The sequence below is a fragment of the Flavobacterium anhuiense genome (genome assembly GCF_050990855.1).
GTDB lineage: Bacteria > Bacteroidota > Bacteroidia > Flavobacteriales > Flavobacteriaceae > Flavobacterium > Flavobacterium anhuiense_C.
In genome coordinates this window covers 2,851,611-2,866,329 of record NZ_CP158861.1, presented here as the reverse complement: position 1 = coordinate 2,866,329, position 14,719 = coordinate 2,851,611, and the positions used below count along the sequence as shown (strand labels likewise).

Below are 14,719 nucleotides of genomic sequence, written 5' to 3'. Positions count from 1 at the left end.
TTTATGAACTTTCTAATGTCTAGTAAATTAAGTTCGTCGCTTTATGAACTTAATTTCTTAATGGTAGAAAATAAAAACATTTAATGTTTGAATAAAATAAATATCCAAAATATGAAACTAATCATCAAAAGCGCCAAAATTATCGACTCAAAAAGTCCGTTTCACAATCAGACCGTTGATCTTTTAATTGCAGATGGTGTAATAGAAAAAATAGGAGTTTCTCTTCCAAATGACGATGCCGAAGTAGTACGATTTGACGATCTTCATGTTTCTCAAGGCTGGTTTGACAGCAGCGTTTCGCTTGGAGAACCAGGTTACGAAGACAGAGAAACCATCGCAAACGGATTGAATGTTGCAGCAAAAAGCGGTTTTACAGCAATTGCATTGCAACCAAACTCTTTACCAATTATTGACAATCAATCTCAGGTAAATTTTGTAAAAAATAAAGCAAATGGTTTTGCAACAGAAATTTTCCCAATCGGTGCTTTAACCAAAGCGAGCGAAGGAAAAGATATGGCGGAACTTTTTGATATGAAAAATTCTGGAGCAATCGCTTTTGGAGATTACAACAAAAGTATCGACAACGCCAATATCCTGAAAATTGCTTTACAATATGTTCAAGATTTTGACGGATTGGTAATCGCTTATTCACAAGATCCAAACATTAAAGGAAATGGTGTTGCAAACGAAGGAATTGTTTCAACAAGATTGGGTTTAAAAGGAATTCCGAATCTAGCGGAAGAACTTCAAATTTCAAGAAACTTATTTTTATTAGAATATACAGGAGGAAAACTCCACATCCCGACTATTTCTACTGCAAAATCGGTTGAATTGATTAGAGAAGCTAAAGCTAAAGGTTTACACGTAACCTGCAGCGCATCTGTACATCATTTAGTTTTAACAGATGAAAAACTAGACGGATTCGATACTCGTTTTAAAGTGACGCCACCGTTAAGAACAGAAGTAGACAGACAAGCTTTATTGAACGGAATCGCTGACGGCACAATCGACATGATTACTTCAGACCATAATCCGATTGATATCGAGTTCAAAAAAATGGAATTTGATACGGCCAAAAACGGAACTATCGGTCTAGAGAGTGCTTTTGGAGCTTTATTAACGGTTCTTCCTGTAGAAACAATTGTAGCAAAATTAACTGCGGCAAGAAATATTTTTGGTCTAGAAAGCAATACAATTGAAGAAGGCGCGAAAGCAAATATCACTTTATTTTCAACAGAAGGAAAATCAACTTTTGCGAAAGAAAATATTCTTTCAAAATCTAAAAATTCTGCTTTTTTAGGAACTGAACTTAAAGGTTCTGTGTACGGAATTTTAAATCAAAATCAACTAGTTACAAAATAACACAATGAATAATAATTCAGTCGAAGAAGGAAAATCAATTGCAATTACAAGCTATATTCTAATCATTGGCGTTTTGATCGCCATGAGCATGAATTCTGAAAACAAAAACAGTTTTGCTTCTTTTCATATCCGTCAGGCTTTGGGCTTGTCGTTAACTTTTATCTCCTTTGGAGCAATTATCAGTAATTTCGATAGTTTTTTCATCACTTTCCCGATGTGGATTTGCATTTCAATTCTATGGACTTTCGGTATTTTTAATGCCATTCAAGGACAAATGAGACCAATTCCTTTAGTTGGAGAATTGTTTCAAAAATGGTTCAAAAAGATTGGTTAATCTTTTAAATTTCAAGACAAAAAATCCAAATTCCAAAACTTGGAACTTTAAACTTGAAACTAAAAAAAACACAATTCAAAACTCACAATTCACAATTAAAATGAATCTATCTTTAGAATATAAAATAAGAGAACCAAAAGTAATTTTAGATAAAAATCCGTTATTGCTTTTATTGCACGGATATGGCAGCAATGAAGCCGATTTATTCTCATTTGCTTCTGAACTGCCTGATAACTACTATATTATTTCAGCTAGAGCGCCATACGATTTGCAATACGGTGCTTACGCTTGGTACGCAATCAACTTTGATGCAGATCAAAATAAATTTTCGGATAATGAACAAGCTAGATCTTCAAGAGATGTAATCGCTTCGTTTGTTGATGAATTAGTAGCCAATTATCCAATTGATGCTAATGATGTCACTCTAATCGGATTCAGCCAAGGATCGATTTTAAGTTACGCTACAGCGCTTTCTTATCCAGAAAAAATTCAGCGAGTTGTTGCTATGAGCGGTTATTTCAATGAAGAAATTATTAAAGAAGGATTTGAACAAAACGATTTCAAAGATTTAAAAATATTCGCTTCTCACGGAACTGTAGATCAAGTTATTCCGATTGAATGGGCGAGAAAAACTCCTGCAATTTTAGAGAAATTAGATATTCCTGTGGTTTACAAAGAGTATCCTGTTGGACACGGTGTTGCTCCACAGAATTTCTTTGATTTTAAGAATTGGCTGCTTAGTTAGTTTTCAGTCGCAGTCGCGGTTTAGAGATACAGTAAAAATTATACATTATATGAGTAATTATAAAATCATTAATTCCAGAAATATTTTTATAATTACTCTTGTCGTCATGCTGACAACTATTTTATCGGTTTGGTTTTTGGGGTTAGGAATTCACAATTCACTTTTTAAAAATTCGCTGATATCAACAACCATTTTATCTTTTGCTTTTTTCTTATTTATTTCTATTGGACTTTTTAAAGGAATTAAAATAAAAGACAATATTGGAAAGATAACAGATCGATTCAACAAAGAAGACGTAAATTTTGTTGGAGATATTTTTCTTGACGGAGATTCTTCTCCAGATCACGACTTCAGCGATGGTATTTTTGGAGTTATTATAAGTCTAGTATTATGGTTTATAATGGCAGTCGTAATAAGTTATGTAGCTTGGGCTTTTGGAGCTGTAATTTGGTTTTCTTTACTAACTTTCATCGCAATGCTCTATTGGATATTTTTTCGTGCATTGAGACTTGTTTTTAGAAAATCAGCTGTTTGCAGAGGTAATTTACAAAGCAGTATAGCATACGGGATTAGCTTTACAATTCTATATAATTTTTGGATTTATCTTATCATTTTTATGATGCATCGTATTTTCTAGTTTTTCACATCTAAATTTTAATAAAATGAGCACATTAAAACTTGATAATCCCGCTTTAATTTTAATTGATATACAAAAAGGTTTTCATGACGTTGCTTATTGGGGCGGGGATCGAAATAATGTTGATGCAGAGCAAAAAGCAGGTGAACTTTTAGAACTTTGGAGAACTAAAAAATTGCCTATTTTTCATATACAGCATTGTTCTTCAAATCCAAATTCGATTTTAAACGAAACAAACCCGGGAAATGAATTTCAGGATGTTGTAAAACCTCTTGAAGGAGAAACCATTATTAAAAAGAATGTCAACAGTGCTTTTATTGGAACAAACTTAAAAGAGTTAATTGACGACGTAAAAATCACGAATCTTGTCATTGTGGGGTTAACTACAGATCATTGCGTTTCTACTACAACAAGAATGGCTGGGAATTTTGGATACAACGTTTACCTAGTTTCGGATGCGACAGCTACTTTCAATAAAAAAGGCTTAAATGGAGAAGAATTCTCTGCAGAAATAATACATCAGACTGCTTTGGCAAGTTTAAATGAAGAGTTTGCTCAAGTGGTAAATTCTGAGTTTATTAAAGAAATTGTTTAGTTTTCAGTCGCAGTCGCAGTTTTCAGTAAACTTTGTCAAAGTTTAAAACTTTGACAAAGTTTTAAAGCCAGTGCAAAACTGAAAACTGCGACTAAATACTAATCACTGTCCTGTATAAAGAATATCCGCCCCTTTCTTCAACACATAACCTCTCCACGGAATTAATTGCCAGTCACCGTTAACCCAAGGTTCGCCTTCCGATTTTCTTTCTAAAATGATAGACTCTTTTTGAGTGTCTAAGAAAAGTTCTGCCTTGTTTCCGTCAAAGATTACATATGATGCAGTTGTATACTTTTTTCCGTCGTCAGAATGGGATAGTTTTGTTCCTTCAAAAATTCGGATACATTCTTTCTTAAGCGTTGACCAAGTATAACCTGCAGAAGCTTTACAGCCATGATCATCAACGTCTGCTCCTACTTTAGCTTCTTTGACAGTATCTTGAATAGTTACTTCGACCCCATCTTTTTTAAGTTCTTGCGAATTAACTTTTTCCCCCGAAGGTTTCTTTGCACAAGATACTACCATGCTAACAATCATTACAATCAAAATCACTTTTTTCATAATCTTATAATTTAAAATTTGAGCAAAAAAAATAGGATTTAAAATCCTATTTTTGATATAACCAAGTTTGATTTACTTCAAATGTAATATTATCGTCGTTATCTACAAAGTATTTTAACAAGACTTCTCCCCATAACTCCCCATTACTGTAATCTGCTATGATCCATCTATGGTTTAAAATTTTCACTTTATTGATGATAAATTTGTTTGGTCCAATTTGATCTTGCCCGGTATACGGATTCCCCTTTGGATTAGAATTGAAATCCAATAGCTTCTCTGTTACAACTGGAATCAGTTTTTCGTATAAAATAACTTTTCCGCCAGAAGCACTGTTATCAAAATAATTCTGAGCATTTTCATTGTGTTCTAACGAAAAATAATCAGCATCAGCAAGTTTCGTTTTCACTATATTTATGCTGTCTCTTAATTTCTTAGTTGTTTTTTCATATCTCTGTTCTGCAAATTTCACTTCGCCGCTGTAAAATGCATAAGTAAAGACATTCATCAAAATGGCAAGAATAAAAAGATAAAGCATCAAGGATTTTTTCATTGTGTGGTATAATTAAATTGTAATTTCTAAATTATCGTAAGCCAAAAAGACATTTTCTGGAAGTTTCTGCTGCACTTCTTCATGAAAGCCTAAAACATGGCTAATATGCGTTAAATACGCTTTTTCAGGTTTAACCAAATTAATAAAATCTAGCGCTTCTTGCAGATTAAAATGAGTATCGTGAGGTTCAACACGCAAAGCATTGACAACCAAAACTTTTAAACCTTTCAGTTTATCAATTTCTTCGTGTTCGATTGTTTTCACATCTGTCAGATAAGCAAAATCATCTATTCGGTATCCAAAAACCTGAAGATTGCCATGCATGGCATTTATCGGAATTGCCATTTTATCTCCAACAGCAAAAGGCGCATTATTCTGCACCTCTATTGTTTTTACGCTTGGAGCACCTGGATATTTATTTACCGTTTCAAAAACATAGTCAAAACGACGTTTCAGATTGTCTAAAACACGTTTATGTCCGTAAATTGGAATTTCGCCCTGTCTAAAATTAAACGGACGTATATCGTCTAATCCTGCGGTGTGATCTGCATGTTCATGTGTAAAGAGAATGGCGTCCAGTTTTCGGCATCCGCAAGAAAGCATTTGCTGTCTAAAATCGGGGCCGCAATCTATAACATACGAATGCTCATCCCATGTTATCCAAATGGACACACGGAGCCTTTTATCCTTAGCATCAGTGCTTTTGCAAACGGGATGATCGATTCCTATAATTGGAATGCCTTGAGAAGTACCTGTACCTAAAAAATAAACCTTCAATTGAACTTAATTTTTTTACAAAAATAGGATTATTTCTCTTTCATTAGAAGCCTAATTTACTAACTTTGTAACAAATCTATTTAAAACAAAATGGGTACAGAAATAAAACTCAAAGGTGACAAGGTCATCGAACAGATTCCTTCTATAAAAGACAAAGCGTTACGCATTAATTTAAACGAAAATATTTACGGAACATTTGCTGAGATTGGCGCTGGACAAGAGACAGTTAGACACTTTTTCAGATCTGGAGGTTCGTCGGGAACTATTGCAAAAGCGATGTCTGCCTATGATAAAGATTTTAGTGACGCCATTTATGGGACTGAAAGTGACGGAAGATATGTTACCGAAGAGCGATTAAAAAAAATGCTTACTCATGAAGGACAAATCATCGAAGAACGTTTAAGTCGCGAAAAACACCCTACAAAACTTTTCTTCAGCTACGCAAACACTGTTGCCACAATAGATTTTGCCAAACAATTTAAAGGTCATGGCTGGGTCGGAATTAGATACCAAATTGAACCAGACGAAGCTTACAACGAAATTATTCTTCATATTCGTTTTAAAGAGACTGATGCGAGATTACAACAAGAAACACTTGGTATTTTAGGAGTTAACTTAATTTACGGTGCTTTTTACAAATACAACGATCCGAAACGATTACTTCGTTATTTATACGATCACTTAGACAAAGATCAATTAGAGATCGACACTATCAACTTTTCTGGACCTCGTTTTGCTGATGTAGACAATCGTTTGATGAGTTTACAATTGGTAAAAAATGGAATGACAGATGCCGTAATGTTTAATCCAGAAGGAAAAAACATTCTACCAGCTGCTATTTTATACAAAAAGAACCTTTTGGCTTTAAGAGGAAGTTTCCGTCCGGTTACTAAGGTAAATATGGATATGTATGAGAAGTCATTAGAAATGTTTCTCAAAGAAAATAAGGTTGAAGAAAAAAATACGCTTGTAATTTTTGAAATCACACTTTCGAATTTACGTTCTGATGGTGAAATCGACGAACGTGACTTTATGGACAGAGCCGAATTGCTTTGTTCTCTTGGCCAAACGGTTATGATTTCGAATTTCCAAGAATATTATAAAGTTGTAGAGTACTTCGCCAATTACACCAAAGCCCGTATGGGATTGGCAATGGGTGTAAATAACCTTGTTGATATTTTTGACGAGAAGTACTATCGTCATTTAAGTGGTGGAATTCTGGAAGCTTTCGGAAAATTATTCTACCGTGACATGAAAGTATTCTTATATCCAATGTTAGATGAAGATGGCTCATTAATGAATTCAAACAACTTAAAAGTTCACCCTAGAATGAAAGAATTGTACAAGTTCTTTAAATTCAATGGAAAAGTGGTTGATATCGAAGATTACGATCCGAATATTCTAGATGTTTTCTCTAGAGAAATCTTAAAAATGATCAATCAAGGCAAACCTGGATGGGAACCAATGCTTCCTCCTGGAATTCCAGAAATTATAAAAGAACACCATCTTTTTGGATATCATCCTCAGAAAGAATTAGAACAAAATTCATAGTAAAAAAGTCCCAGAAAAAGGGACTTTTTTTTTGTTTCACGTTTTTCTTGTTTCACGTTTCAAGTTATATACTTTATGTATAATTTTAACGCAAAGCACGCTAAGTTTTTTTGTGACCCAAACTTAATAAAAACGTAAAGTTCGCAAAGCATTGTGTAGATTTAGCTTTGCGAACTTTGCATTTATCAGCATAAGCTTAAAAATAAAACTTAGCGTGCTTTGCGTTAAAATTAAACGTCAAACAGGCAACTTGAAACTTGAAACTTGAAACAAAATGAACTCTATTTCAAAATCTGCGCTGTGTGTTCTTTTGTTTTTACTTTTTCGATTACTTCTTCAATGATTCCTTTTTCGTCGATTACGAAAGTGGTTCTATGAATTCCGTCGTATTCTTTTCCCATGAATTTCTTTGGTCCCCAAACTCCAAATGCGTTGATCACCGATTTATCTTCATCGGCTAATAAAGGAAATGGCAATTCGTATTTTTCTTTGAATTTTACTTGTGCTTTTACACTGTCGGCACTTACCCCAAGAAGTTCATAATTATTGGCTTGAAAACGGTGGAAATTATCCCTCAAATCACAAGCCTCTGCTGTACAACCTGGTGTACTTGCTTTTGGATAAAAGAAAACCACTAATTTCTTTCCAGCATAATCTGCTAGTTTATGTGTTTTTCCTTCTTGATCAATTCCTGAAAAGTTTGGCGCTTTGTCTCCTGCTTTTAATGTTGTCATATCTTTTTATTTTAGATTTCTGATATTAGATTTTAGATTGTTTCTTCTAACAAAGATAACTTATAACCCATAATTCTTAACTCATAATTTATAAATCATAACTTCTTTCTGCCCCAGATTGCAGTGAAAACCCCGGAATTATGATAGTTTACATTTTTTGTTTTTAAAAAGCGACCAACGGAAGCTCTTTTAAAAACTTAAAAATGTTACTAGCATAATGAGGAGTTGAAACGAAAAGCTGGATTAGGCACATCATTAAAATTATACTATTTTTACATACATTAAAATCACCGAAATGAATAAAGAAGCTCGTGTACAATTTGTTATTGATAAATTAAAAGAACTTTACCCTACTATACCTGTTCCGCTTGATCATAAAGATCCTTATACCCTTTTAATTGCTGTTTTATTGTCTGCGCAATGTACCGATGTTCGTGTAAATCAGATTACACCTCTTTTGTTTGCAAAAGCTGATAATCCGTATGATATGGTTAAAATGACGATTGAGGAAATTAAAGAAATCATTCGTCCGTGTGGTTTGTCGCCAATGAAATCAAAAGGAATTCATGGTTTGTCTGAAATTTTGATTGAAAAACACAATGGAGAAGTTCCACAGAGTTTTGAAGCGCTTGAGGCTCTTCCTGCTGTTGGACACAAAACGGCAAGTGTGGTAATGTCGCAAGCTTTTGGCGTGCCGGCTTTTCCAGTAGACACGCATATTCACCGCTTGATGCACAGATGGAACTTGTCTAACGGAAAAAATGTAGCGCAAACTGAAAAAGACGCTAAAAGATTATTCCCAAGAGATTTATGGAACGATTTACATCTTCAGATTATTTGGTACGGACGTGAATATTCACCTGCTAGAGGCTGGAATCTAGAAAAAGATATTATAACGAAGACCGTTGGAAAAAAATCTCTTATTGAAGAAATGGAAAAAACACAAATGCTATCAAAAAAATAAAGCACAAAGATCAAAATCTTTGTGCTTTAATGTGCCAATTAGAAAATTAGGAAATGTTTCTCGGAATCTAAAGAAATTATCTAATTGTCAAATTTTCTAATTATCAAATTTTCTAATTATCAAATTTATTTACATTCCTGCCTTCAGAGCATTGTATTCTGCGTTCATATCAAGTGATCGATAAACACCTAATAATGTTTTAGTTGCATCTGGATTTTTTGGCTCAAGCGTAAGTACTTTTTTCAAATACGGAATTGCGCTTCTAGTAATATCATCTTTTTGAGCATTTAGCTTGTCATATTTCTTCATTTCGGATGGCGAAGTTCCTAAGGACGAAATCTCATCTGCCAAATCTTTTTTCATTTGTAACTTTAGATACGCCAAATTAATATAGGCATCCACATAATTTGGATCTAATTCTAAAACATAATTATAAACCGCTTCTGCCCTTGGATAATCTTTCTTTTCTAAATAAGCATAAGCCAGATTATTATTGACTTCTATTTTCTTAGAAGGCACAGATTCTGTTCTTGGCTTTTCGTAAAGACCTTGCTGTATTGCCGATTCTCTCGCTTTTGGCGAAATAAACGCATCTTCTTCTTTTGTTTTTTTGTTGGTAGCAAAATATCGAACCCCTTTCCCTGAAAAATTTATCTTTTTCAGAAGTTCGTAATACGTCACAGCTGCATTGTAATCTTTTCCGTTTAAAGATGACGCAGCAGCATTGCATAAGTTTATAGTATCTTTTTTATCAAATAAATATACTTTATAACTTTTGTCGGCGCTTTCTTTGAAGTTTCCGGCTTTAAAATCTGCCATTGCCCCATTTACAAGACTAGCTTTCATGTCTTTTAAAGCCATATTAGCCTTAACTGTCCATTTAAATTTTCCTGATTCATTCTCATATAAAAAAACATCTTGGTACGATTGCGATGCCAGTGTAAAATTATTGGCAGCATCTATGTTTTTTACAGCCAAATCTTTTAAAACATTTCCTTTTAAGAAGTAATAATCAGATTTATCTTCATCTGGAGCGTTAAGAATAAGATATTCTGTTTTAGTTAGAATTGCCAAAGCGTCTTGGCTGTTTCCTTTATCAAATAAAGATTGTGCTTCTTTAATTTTGTCTTTTTGGGCAAATGCGCCAATGCTTATCATCAATAAGCATGACAACATCTTGATGTTCTCTTTCATTTTTGCGGTTAAGTTTTGGTGATTAAATGATTTTCTTCTTTTTGAGGAATAGTAAGAAAGACAATTAAACTGGTTTAAAAATTATCTTTTCTACTATTTTTTTTTGAGACAACATTTGTTGGTTCAAATAGTTGCTCAAAATCAAATAACATCAAACTTAACAGAATAAAGTAGGGTAGTTTTTCTTCATAAACAATCTGGATTTGGGTTAATTATTTCATTTTTAACAGCTTGTTCTTTTTAAATAGCAATCAAAAAGTTTCTCAATACGAATAACATCTTTAAAAGCATTTTTATTAAACAAAAAAATAGTTTTTTAACTAAAATAGAATTAAAAACCAAATAAACACATTAATATCCGTTAAAATATTAAATTTTAACAAAACCAGATAAAAATGACATAAAAACCTTATACTTTCTTAATCTAAGAAGAATAAATAAAAAAACTCACTATTTATACATAACAATATACAAACAGTGAGTTCTCAAACCAAAACGACCATTTTTGGTTTATTTTAATAAACATCCGACAGGAGCAGTGGGCTGTTTAGTTAGCTATTATCTCAAAATTTTTATCCTCAATCTTAACAACTGTTAAGGCTTTTGAATAATTCAATAAAAAAGAAACTACTTCTTTTTTAGGTTTAAGATTTTTAGAAGCTAATGCTTTTTTTGAGTAAATTTTCCCCATACTATCAGAATGTTTTATACTAATATAACGGGCTTATTCTCAAAATAGTATTAGTTGGTTAAAATAATTTGATGTTTATCAATTATTTTTCTCAAATTCATTAATGCATAACGCATTCTTCCTAACGCTGTATTGATGCTAACACCTGTTACTTCTGAGATTTCTTTGAAACTCATATCCTGATACATTCGCATTACCAATACTTCTTTTTGGTCTTCTGGCAGCTCTTCTATTAGCTTTTTCAAATCAAGCTCTACTTGATCTACAATCATTTTGCCTTCAATTGTCAATGCATCATCTGACATGATGGAGAAAATAGAAAACTCTTCTGTTTCTCTGTACATCGGCATTTTTTTTGTCTTGCGAAAATGATCTACAATTAAGTTATGAGAAATACGCATTACCCAAGGCAAAAATTTACCTTCTTCGTTATAAGAATTGCTTTTTAAAGTTTTAATAACTTTAATAAAAGTGTCTTGAAAAATATCATTTGAAATATCTCTATCAGCAATCTTAGAATATATAAATCCATATATCTTAGACTCATGCCTTTTTATTAATGTTGCAAGAGCAGCTTCACTACCGTCAACATAATTTTTTACTAATAGAGCGTCTGGAGTATGCAGATCAGCCATAATAACTACTTTTTTTTAGTTTTAATTTTAAAATTTGGAGTATTTTCTAAAAAGTAGTTTTTTTATATAGGCGTTTCTTTTTTTGAGTTATGTTAATATTGTGACCAAATTTAACAAATTTTAGTTTTAAAAAGCAAATAAAATCATTAATTATTATTAATAAAACTTTTATTAATGTACAATAAACATAAATTTTACGTACAAACAGCTAAAAATCCATAAAACAAAAGCATCTAAAAAGTGTCAAAAAACACATATAAACACCTCGAAATTAACAAGATACTATTTACTTCCCGCTTTAAATCTAAATTTAAATTACAATTTTTTCTTGGAATAAATGATTAATCGCCTAATATTTTTTTCTGAGCGGCCTCCAAATTAGATTTTTTATGTCTAAAAATTATCCTTTTTGACTTAAAATCAAACGATAAAAGGATTTCATTAAGAGTAAAATAGTTAAAATTTGGAACTATTTCCTTAACTAAATCCAATTCAAAATTGATTACTTTTGTAAAAATTGACTTTTTTATGCAAATTGACCTTTCTAAAATAGATCCAAAATCAAATATTATAATTAAAGGAGCACAAGTACATAATTTAAAAAATGTAGATGTGGTTATTCCTAGAAATAAGCTTGTTGTTATTACAGGTCTTTCAGGATCAGGAAAATCGAGTTTAGCTTTTGACACTTTATATGCCGAAGGACAGAGACGTTATGTAGAAAGTTTATCTTCATATGCGCGTCAGTTTTTGGGCCGTTTAGACAAACCAAAAGTAGAATATATTAAAGGTATTGCTCCGGCAATTGCTATTGAGCAAAAAGTAAATACAACAAATGCCCGTTCAACTGTCGGGACTTCGACAGAAATTTACGATTATATGAAGCTGCTGTACGCCAGAATCGGGCGTACCTACTCTCCTGTTTCTGGACAGGAAGTCAAAAAAAATACGGTTACAGATGTTATTTCTGATGTAAAAAGTCTTCCACTTGATAGTAGATGGCTGCTTCTTTCGCCAATACATCTAGAAGAAGGACGACAGCTTGAAGACAAACTAAAAGTACTTCTACAGCAAGGTTTTGCACGTATTTTAGTTGACAACGAAATGGTTCGTTTGGACGAATTTTCGGCTACAGATTTGCATCAATTAGACAATAAAGATATTTTATTGATTATTGACCGTATTGTTGTAAAAGAAGAGGAAGAATTTTATAATCGCTTGGCTGATGCTGTTCAAACTGCATTTTTTGAAGGGAAGGGAATCTGTTATCTTCAAGAATTAAATGCAGACAAGAGGTTTTCATACTCTAATAATTTTGAGCTTGACGGAATGACTTTTCTAGAGCCAAATGTACATTTGTTCAGTTTTAACAATCCATATGGAGCTTGCCCAGTTTGTGAAGGCTACGGAAATATAATTGGCATCGATGCCGATTTGGTTGTGCCCAACACTTCGTTGTCTGTTTATGAAAGCGCTATTTATCCGTGGCGCGGCGACAGCATGAGCTGGTATAAAGACGAATTGGTAAAACATGCTTATAAATTCGACTTTCCAATTCATAAACCTTATTTTCAATTAACTGACGAGCAAAAAGATTTAATTTGGACTGGCAATCAATATTTTCAAGGTCTAAATGACTTCTTTAGAGAATTAGAAGAAAAAAATTATAAGATTCAGAATCGTGTAATGCTGTCACGCTATAGAGGCAAAACAAAATGCCACGCTTGTAAAGGGAAACGCTTGCGTGAAGAAGCATCTTATGTAAAAATCAATGGGAAGACGGTTTCAGATCTGGTTGATTTACCTATTAAACACTTGGTTACCTTTTTCAAAAACATCGAATTAAATCAATACGAGCAGCAAATCGCTAAACGTTTGATGGTCGAAATCAACAATCGTTTGTCATTTTTAACTGAGGTTGGTTTAGATTATCTTACTTTAAATAGAAACTCCGCTACTCTTTCTGGAGGAGAATCGCAGCGTATTAATCTTGCAACTTCTCTTGGAAGCAGCTTAGTTGGATCGATGTATATTTTGGACGAACCAAGTATTGGCCTGCATCCAAAAGATTCTGAAAGATTAATTAAAGTATTGCTTTCTCTTCGAGATCTTGGAAACACTGTAATTGTGGTAGAACATGATGAAGACATCATGAAAGCTGCCGATATGATTATCGATATTGGTCCAGAAGCAGGAACTTTTGGAGGAAAATTGGTTGCACAAGGAACTTATGATGAAATTCTAAAATCGGATTCACTTACAGCAAAATATTTAAATGGCGATTTAGAAATTTCTGTTCCTAAGAAAAGAAGAAAATTTAAAAATCATATTGATATTATTGGCGCGCGCGAAAACAACTTAAAGAATATTGATGTTACTTTTCCGCTAGATGTTTTAACTGTGGTTACAGGAGTTTCTGGTAGCGGAAAAAGTACTTTGATTAAGAAAATCTTATTTCCGGCAATGCAGAAAAAATTAGAAAGTGCCTCAGAAAAAGCGGGACAATTTACTGAAATTTCTGGATCATTTTCACAGATTAAACATATTGAGTACGTAGACCAAAATCCGATTGGAAGAAGTTCTAGATCGAATCCTGTTACATATATCAAAGCGTATGATGATATTCGTGATTTATATGCTAAAGAAAAACTATCAAAAATAAGAGGCTATCAAGCCAAACATTTTTCTTTTAATGTTGACGGAGGACGTTGCGAAACTTGTAAAGGTGAAGGTTCCATTAATGTCGAAATGGTTTTCATGGCCGATGTTTCTCTTCCTTGCGAAACTTGCGGTGGAAAACGTTTCAAAAAAGAAATTTTAGAAGTTACTTTCGACAATCAAAACATCAATGACATTCTTACCATGACAATTGATGATGCGATTGCATTTTTCGAAAAAAACAAACAGTCAAAAATCACTCAAAAATTACAGCCTTTACAAGACGTTGGTTTAGGGTATGTTCAATTAGGACAATCCTCTTCTACTCTTTCTGGTGGAGAAGCACAGCGTATTAAATTGGCTTCGTTTTTAGTGAAAGGAGCAACAAAAGACAAAGCTTTATTTGTTTTTGATGAACCAACAACGGGTCTTCACTTCCATGATATTAAAAAGCTTTTGGCTTCGTTTGATGCTTTAATAGAAAAAGGACATTCGATAATTGTAATCGAACATAATCTTGATTTAATAAAATGTGCCGACTGGATATTGGATCTAGGTCCTGAAGGTGGAGAAAACGGAGGCCATTTACTTGCTTCTGGAACTCCTGAAGATATTGTAAAAGTAAAAGAATCGGTAACAGGAGCTTACTTAAAAGATAAATTGTAAACTCAGCGATTCCAGACAAAATAACAAAGCCATAAATACAATTGATTACTTTGTATTTATGGCTT

General features: G+C 33.0%; 15 protein-coding genes. 8 read left to right on the top strand and 7 right to left on the bottom strand.

The annotated features are described in order from the left end of the window. Window positions 1–111: 111 nt before the first annotated feature. The 5 genes from ABTV69_RS12720 to ABTV69_RS12700 all read left to right on the top strand — a co-directional run bounded on the left by ABTV69_RS12720 (window position 112) and on the right by ABTV69_RS12700 (window position 3,673). Window positions 112–1,362, top strand: coding sequence for a dihydroorotase (locus tag ABTV69_RS12720; RefSeq protein ID WP_433829287.1), 1,251 nt, complete (start codon window positions 112–114; stop codon window positions 1,360–1,362). A 4-nt stretch (window positions 1,363–1,366) separates the two neighbouring features. Continuing rightward, window positions 1,367–1,696: a hypothetical protein gene (locus ABTV69_RS12715; RefSeq protein ID WP_379695942.1), complete on the top strand. Its 330-nt coding sequence runs from the start codon at window positions 1,367–1,369 to the stop codon at window positions 1,694–1,696. Between the two features lie 100 nt (window positions 1,697–1,796). Further along, entirely contained in the window at window positions 1,797–2,441 is a 645-nt protein-coding gene (locus ABTV69_RS12710; protein ID WP_433829285.1) for an alpha/beta hydrolase, read from the top strand. 49 nt (window positions 2,442–2,490) lie between these two features. After that, entirely contained in the window at window positions 2,491–3,078 is a 588-nt protein-coding gene (locus tag ABTV69_RS12705; RefSeq protein ID WP_433829283.1) for a hypothetical protein, read from the top strand. 25 nt (window positions 3,079–3,103) lie between these two features. Next, a complete protein-coding gene (locus ABTV69_RS12700; protein WP_433829281.1) occupies window positions 3,104–3,673 on the top strand; it encodes a cysteine hydrolase family protein in 570 nt (189 codons plus the stop codon). Window positions 3,674–3,775: 102 nt separating this feature from the next. Here ABTV69_RS12700 and ABTV69_RS12695 read toward each other — a convergent pair whose 3' ends face one another. From ABTV69_RS12695 to ABTV69_RS12685, 3 genes are read right to left on the bottom strand one after another with little or no spacing between them, the layout of a single operon-like run. Further along, the gene (locus ABTV69_RS12695) at window positions 3,776–4,234 is read right to left on the bottom strand and encodes a hypothetical protein (protein ID WP_433829279.1); all 459 of its coding nucleotides are present in this window, start codon (window positions 4,232–4,234) and stop codon (window positions 3,776–3,778) included. A gap of 46 nt (window positions 4,235–4,280) precedes the next feature. After that, window positions 4,281–4,784: a hypothetical protein gene (locus tag ABTV69_RS12690; protein WP_433829277.1), complete on the bottom strand. Its 504-nt coding sequence runs from the start codon at window positions 4,782–4,784 to the stop codon at window positions 4,281–4,283. Between the two features lie 12 nt (window positions 4,785–4,796). Continuing rightward, window positions 4,797–5,561 carry an MBL fold metallo-hydrolase gene (locus ABTV69_RS12685; RefSeq protein ID WP_433829275.1) on the bottom strand — a complete coding sequence of 255 codons (765 nt, stop codon included), beginning with the start codon at window positions 5,559–5,561 and terminating at the stop codon, window positions 4,797–4,799. 90 nt (window positions 5,562–5,651) lie between these two features. Between ABTV69_RS12685 and ABTV69_RS12680 the strand changes: the two genes are divergently transcribed. Then, complete coding sequence (locus ABTV69_RS12680) at window positions 5,652–7,112, top strand: TonB-dependent receptor (RefSeq protein ID WP_433829273.1); 1,461 nt, start codon at window positions 5,652–5,654, stop codon at window positions 7,110–7,112. Between the two features lie 281 nt (window positions 7,113–7,393). Here ABTV69_RS12680 and bcp read toward each other — a convergent pair whose 3' ends face one another. Then, window positions 7,394–7,846 carry a thioredoxin-dependent thiol peroxidase gene (bcp, locus tag ABTV69_RS12675; RefSeq protein ID WP_433829271.1) on the bottom strand — a complete coding sequence of 151 codons (453 nt, stop codon included), beginning with the start codon at window positions 7,844–7,846 and terminating at the stop codon, window positions 7,394–7,396. A gap of 295 nt (window positions 7,847–8,141) precedes the next feature. On the opposite strand from bcp, the gene ABTV69_RS12670 reads away from it, so the two are divergent. Further along, window positions 8,142–8,810 (top strand): endonuclease III domain-containing protein, encoded by a 669-nt coding sequence (locus tag ABTV69_RS12670; RefSeq protein WP_433829269.1) that lies wholly within the window; start codon window positions 8,142–8,144, stop codon window positions 8,808–8,810. Window positions 8,811–8,939: 129 nt separating this feature from the next. On the opposite strand, the gene ABTV69_RS12665 is transcribed toward ABTV69_RS12670, so the two are convergent. The 3 genes from ABTV69_RS12665 to ABTV69_RS12655 form a co-directional block, all read right to left on the bottom strand. Then, a complete protein-coding gene (locus tag ABTV69_RS12665) occupies window positions 8,940–10,004 on the bottom strand; it encodes a tetratricopeptide repeat protein (RefSeq protein WP_433829267.1) in 1,065 nt (354 codons plus the stop codon). Between the two features lie 547 nt (window positions 10,005–10,551). Beyond that, complete coding sequence (locus ABTV69_RS12660; protein ID WP_198857070.1) at window positions 10,552–10,695, bottom strand: hypothetical protein; 144 nt, start codon at window positions 10,693–10,695, stop codon at window positions 10,552–10,554. A gap of 50 nt (window positions 10,696–10,745) precedes the next feature. Then, window positions 10,746–11,330: an RNA polymerase sigma factor gene (locus ABTV69_RS12655; protein WP_111378620.1), complete on the bottom strand. Its 585-nt coding sequence runs from the start codon at window positions 11,328–11,330 to the stop codon at window positions 10,746–10,748. A 528-nt stretch (window positions 11,331–11,858) separates the two neighbouring features. On the opposite strand from ABTV69_RS12655, the gene uvrA reads away from it, so the two are divergent. After that, window positions 11,859–14,654, top strand: coding sequence for an excinuclease ABC subunit UvrA (gene uvrA, locus ABTV69_RS12650; protein ID WP_433829264.1), 2,796 nt, complete (start codon window positions 11,859–11,861; stop codon window positions 14,652–14,654). Window positions 14,655–14,719: the final 65 nt, after the last annotated feature.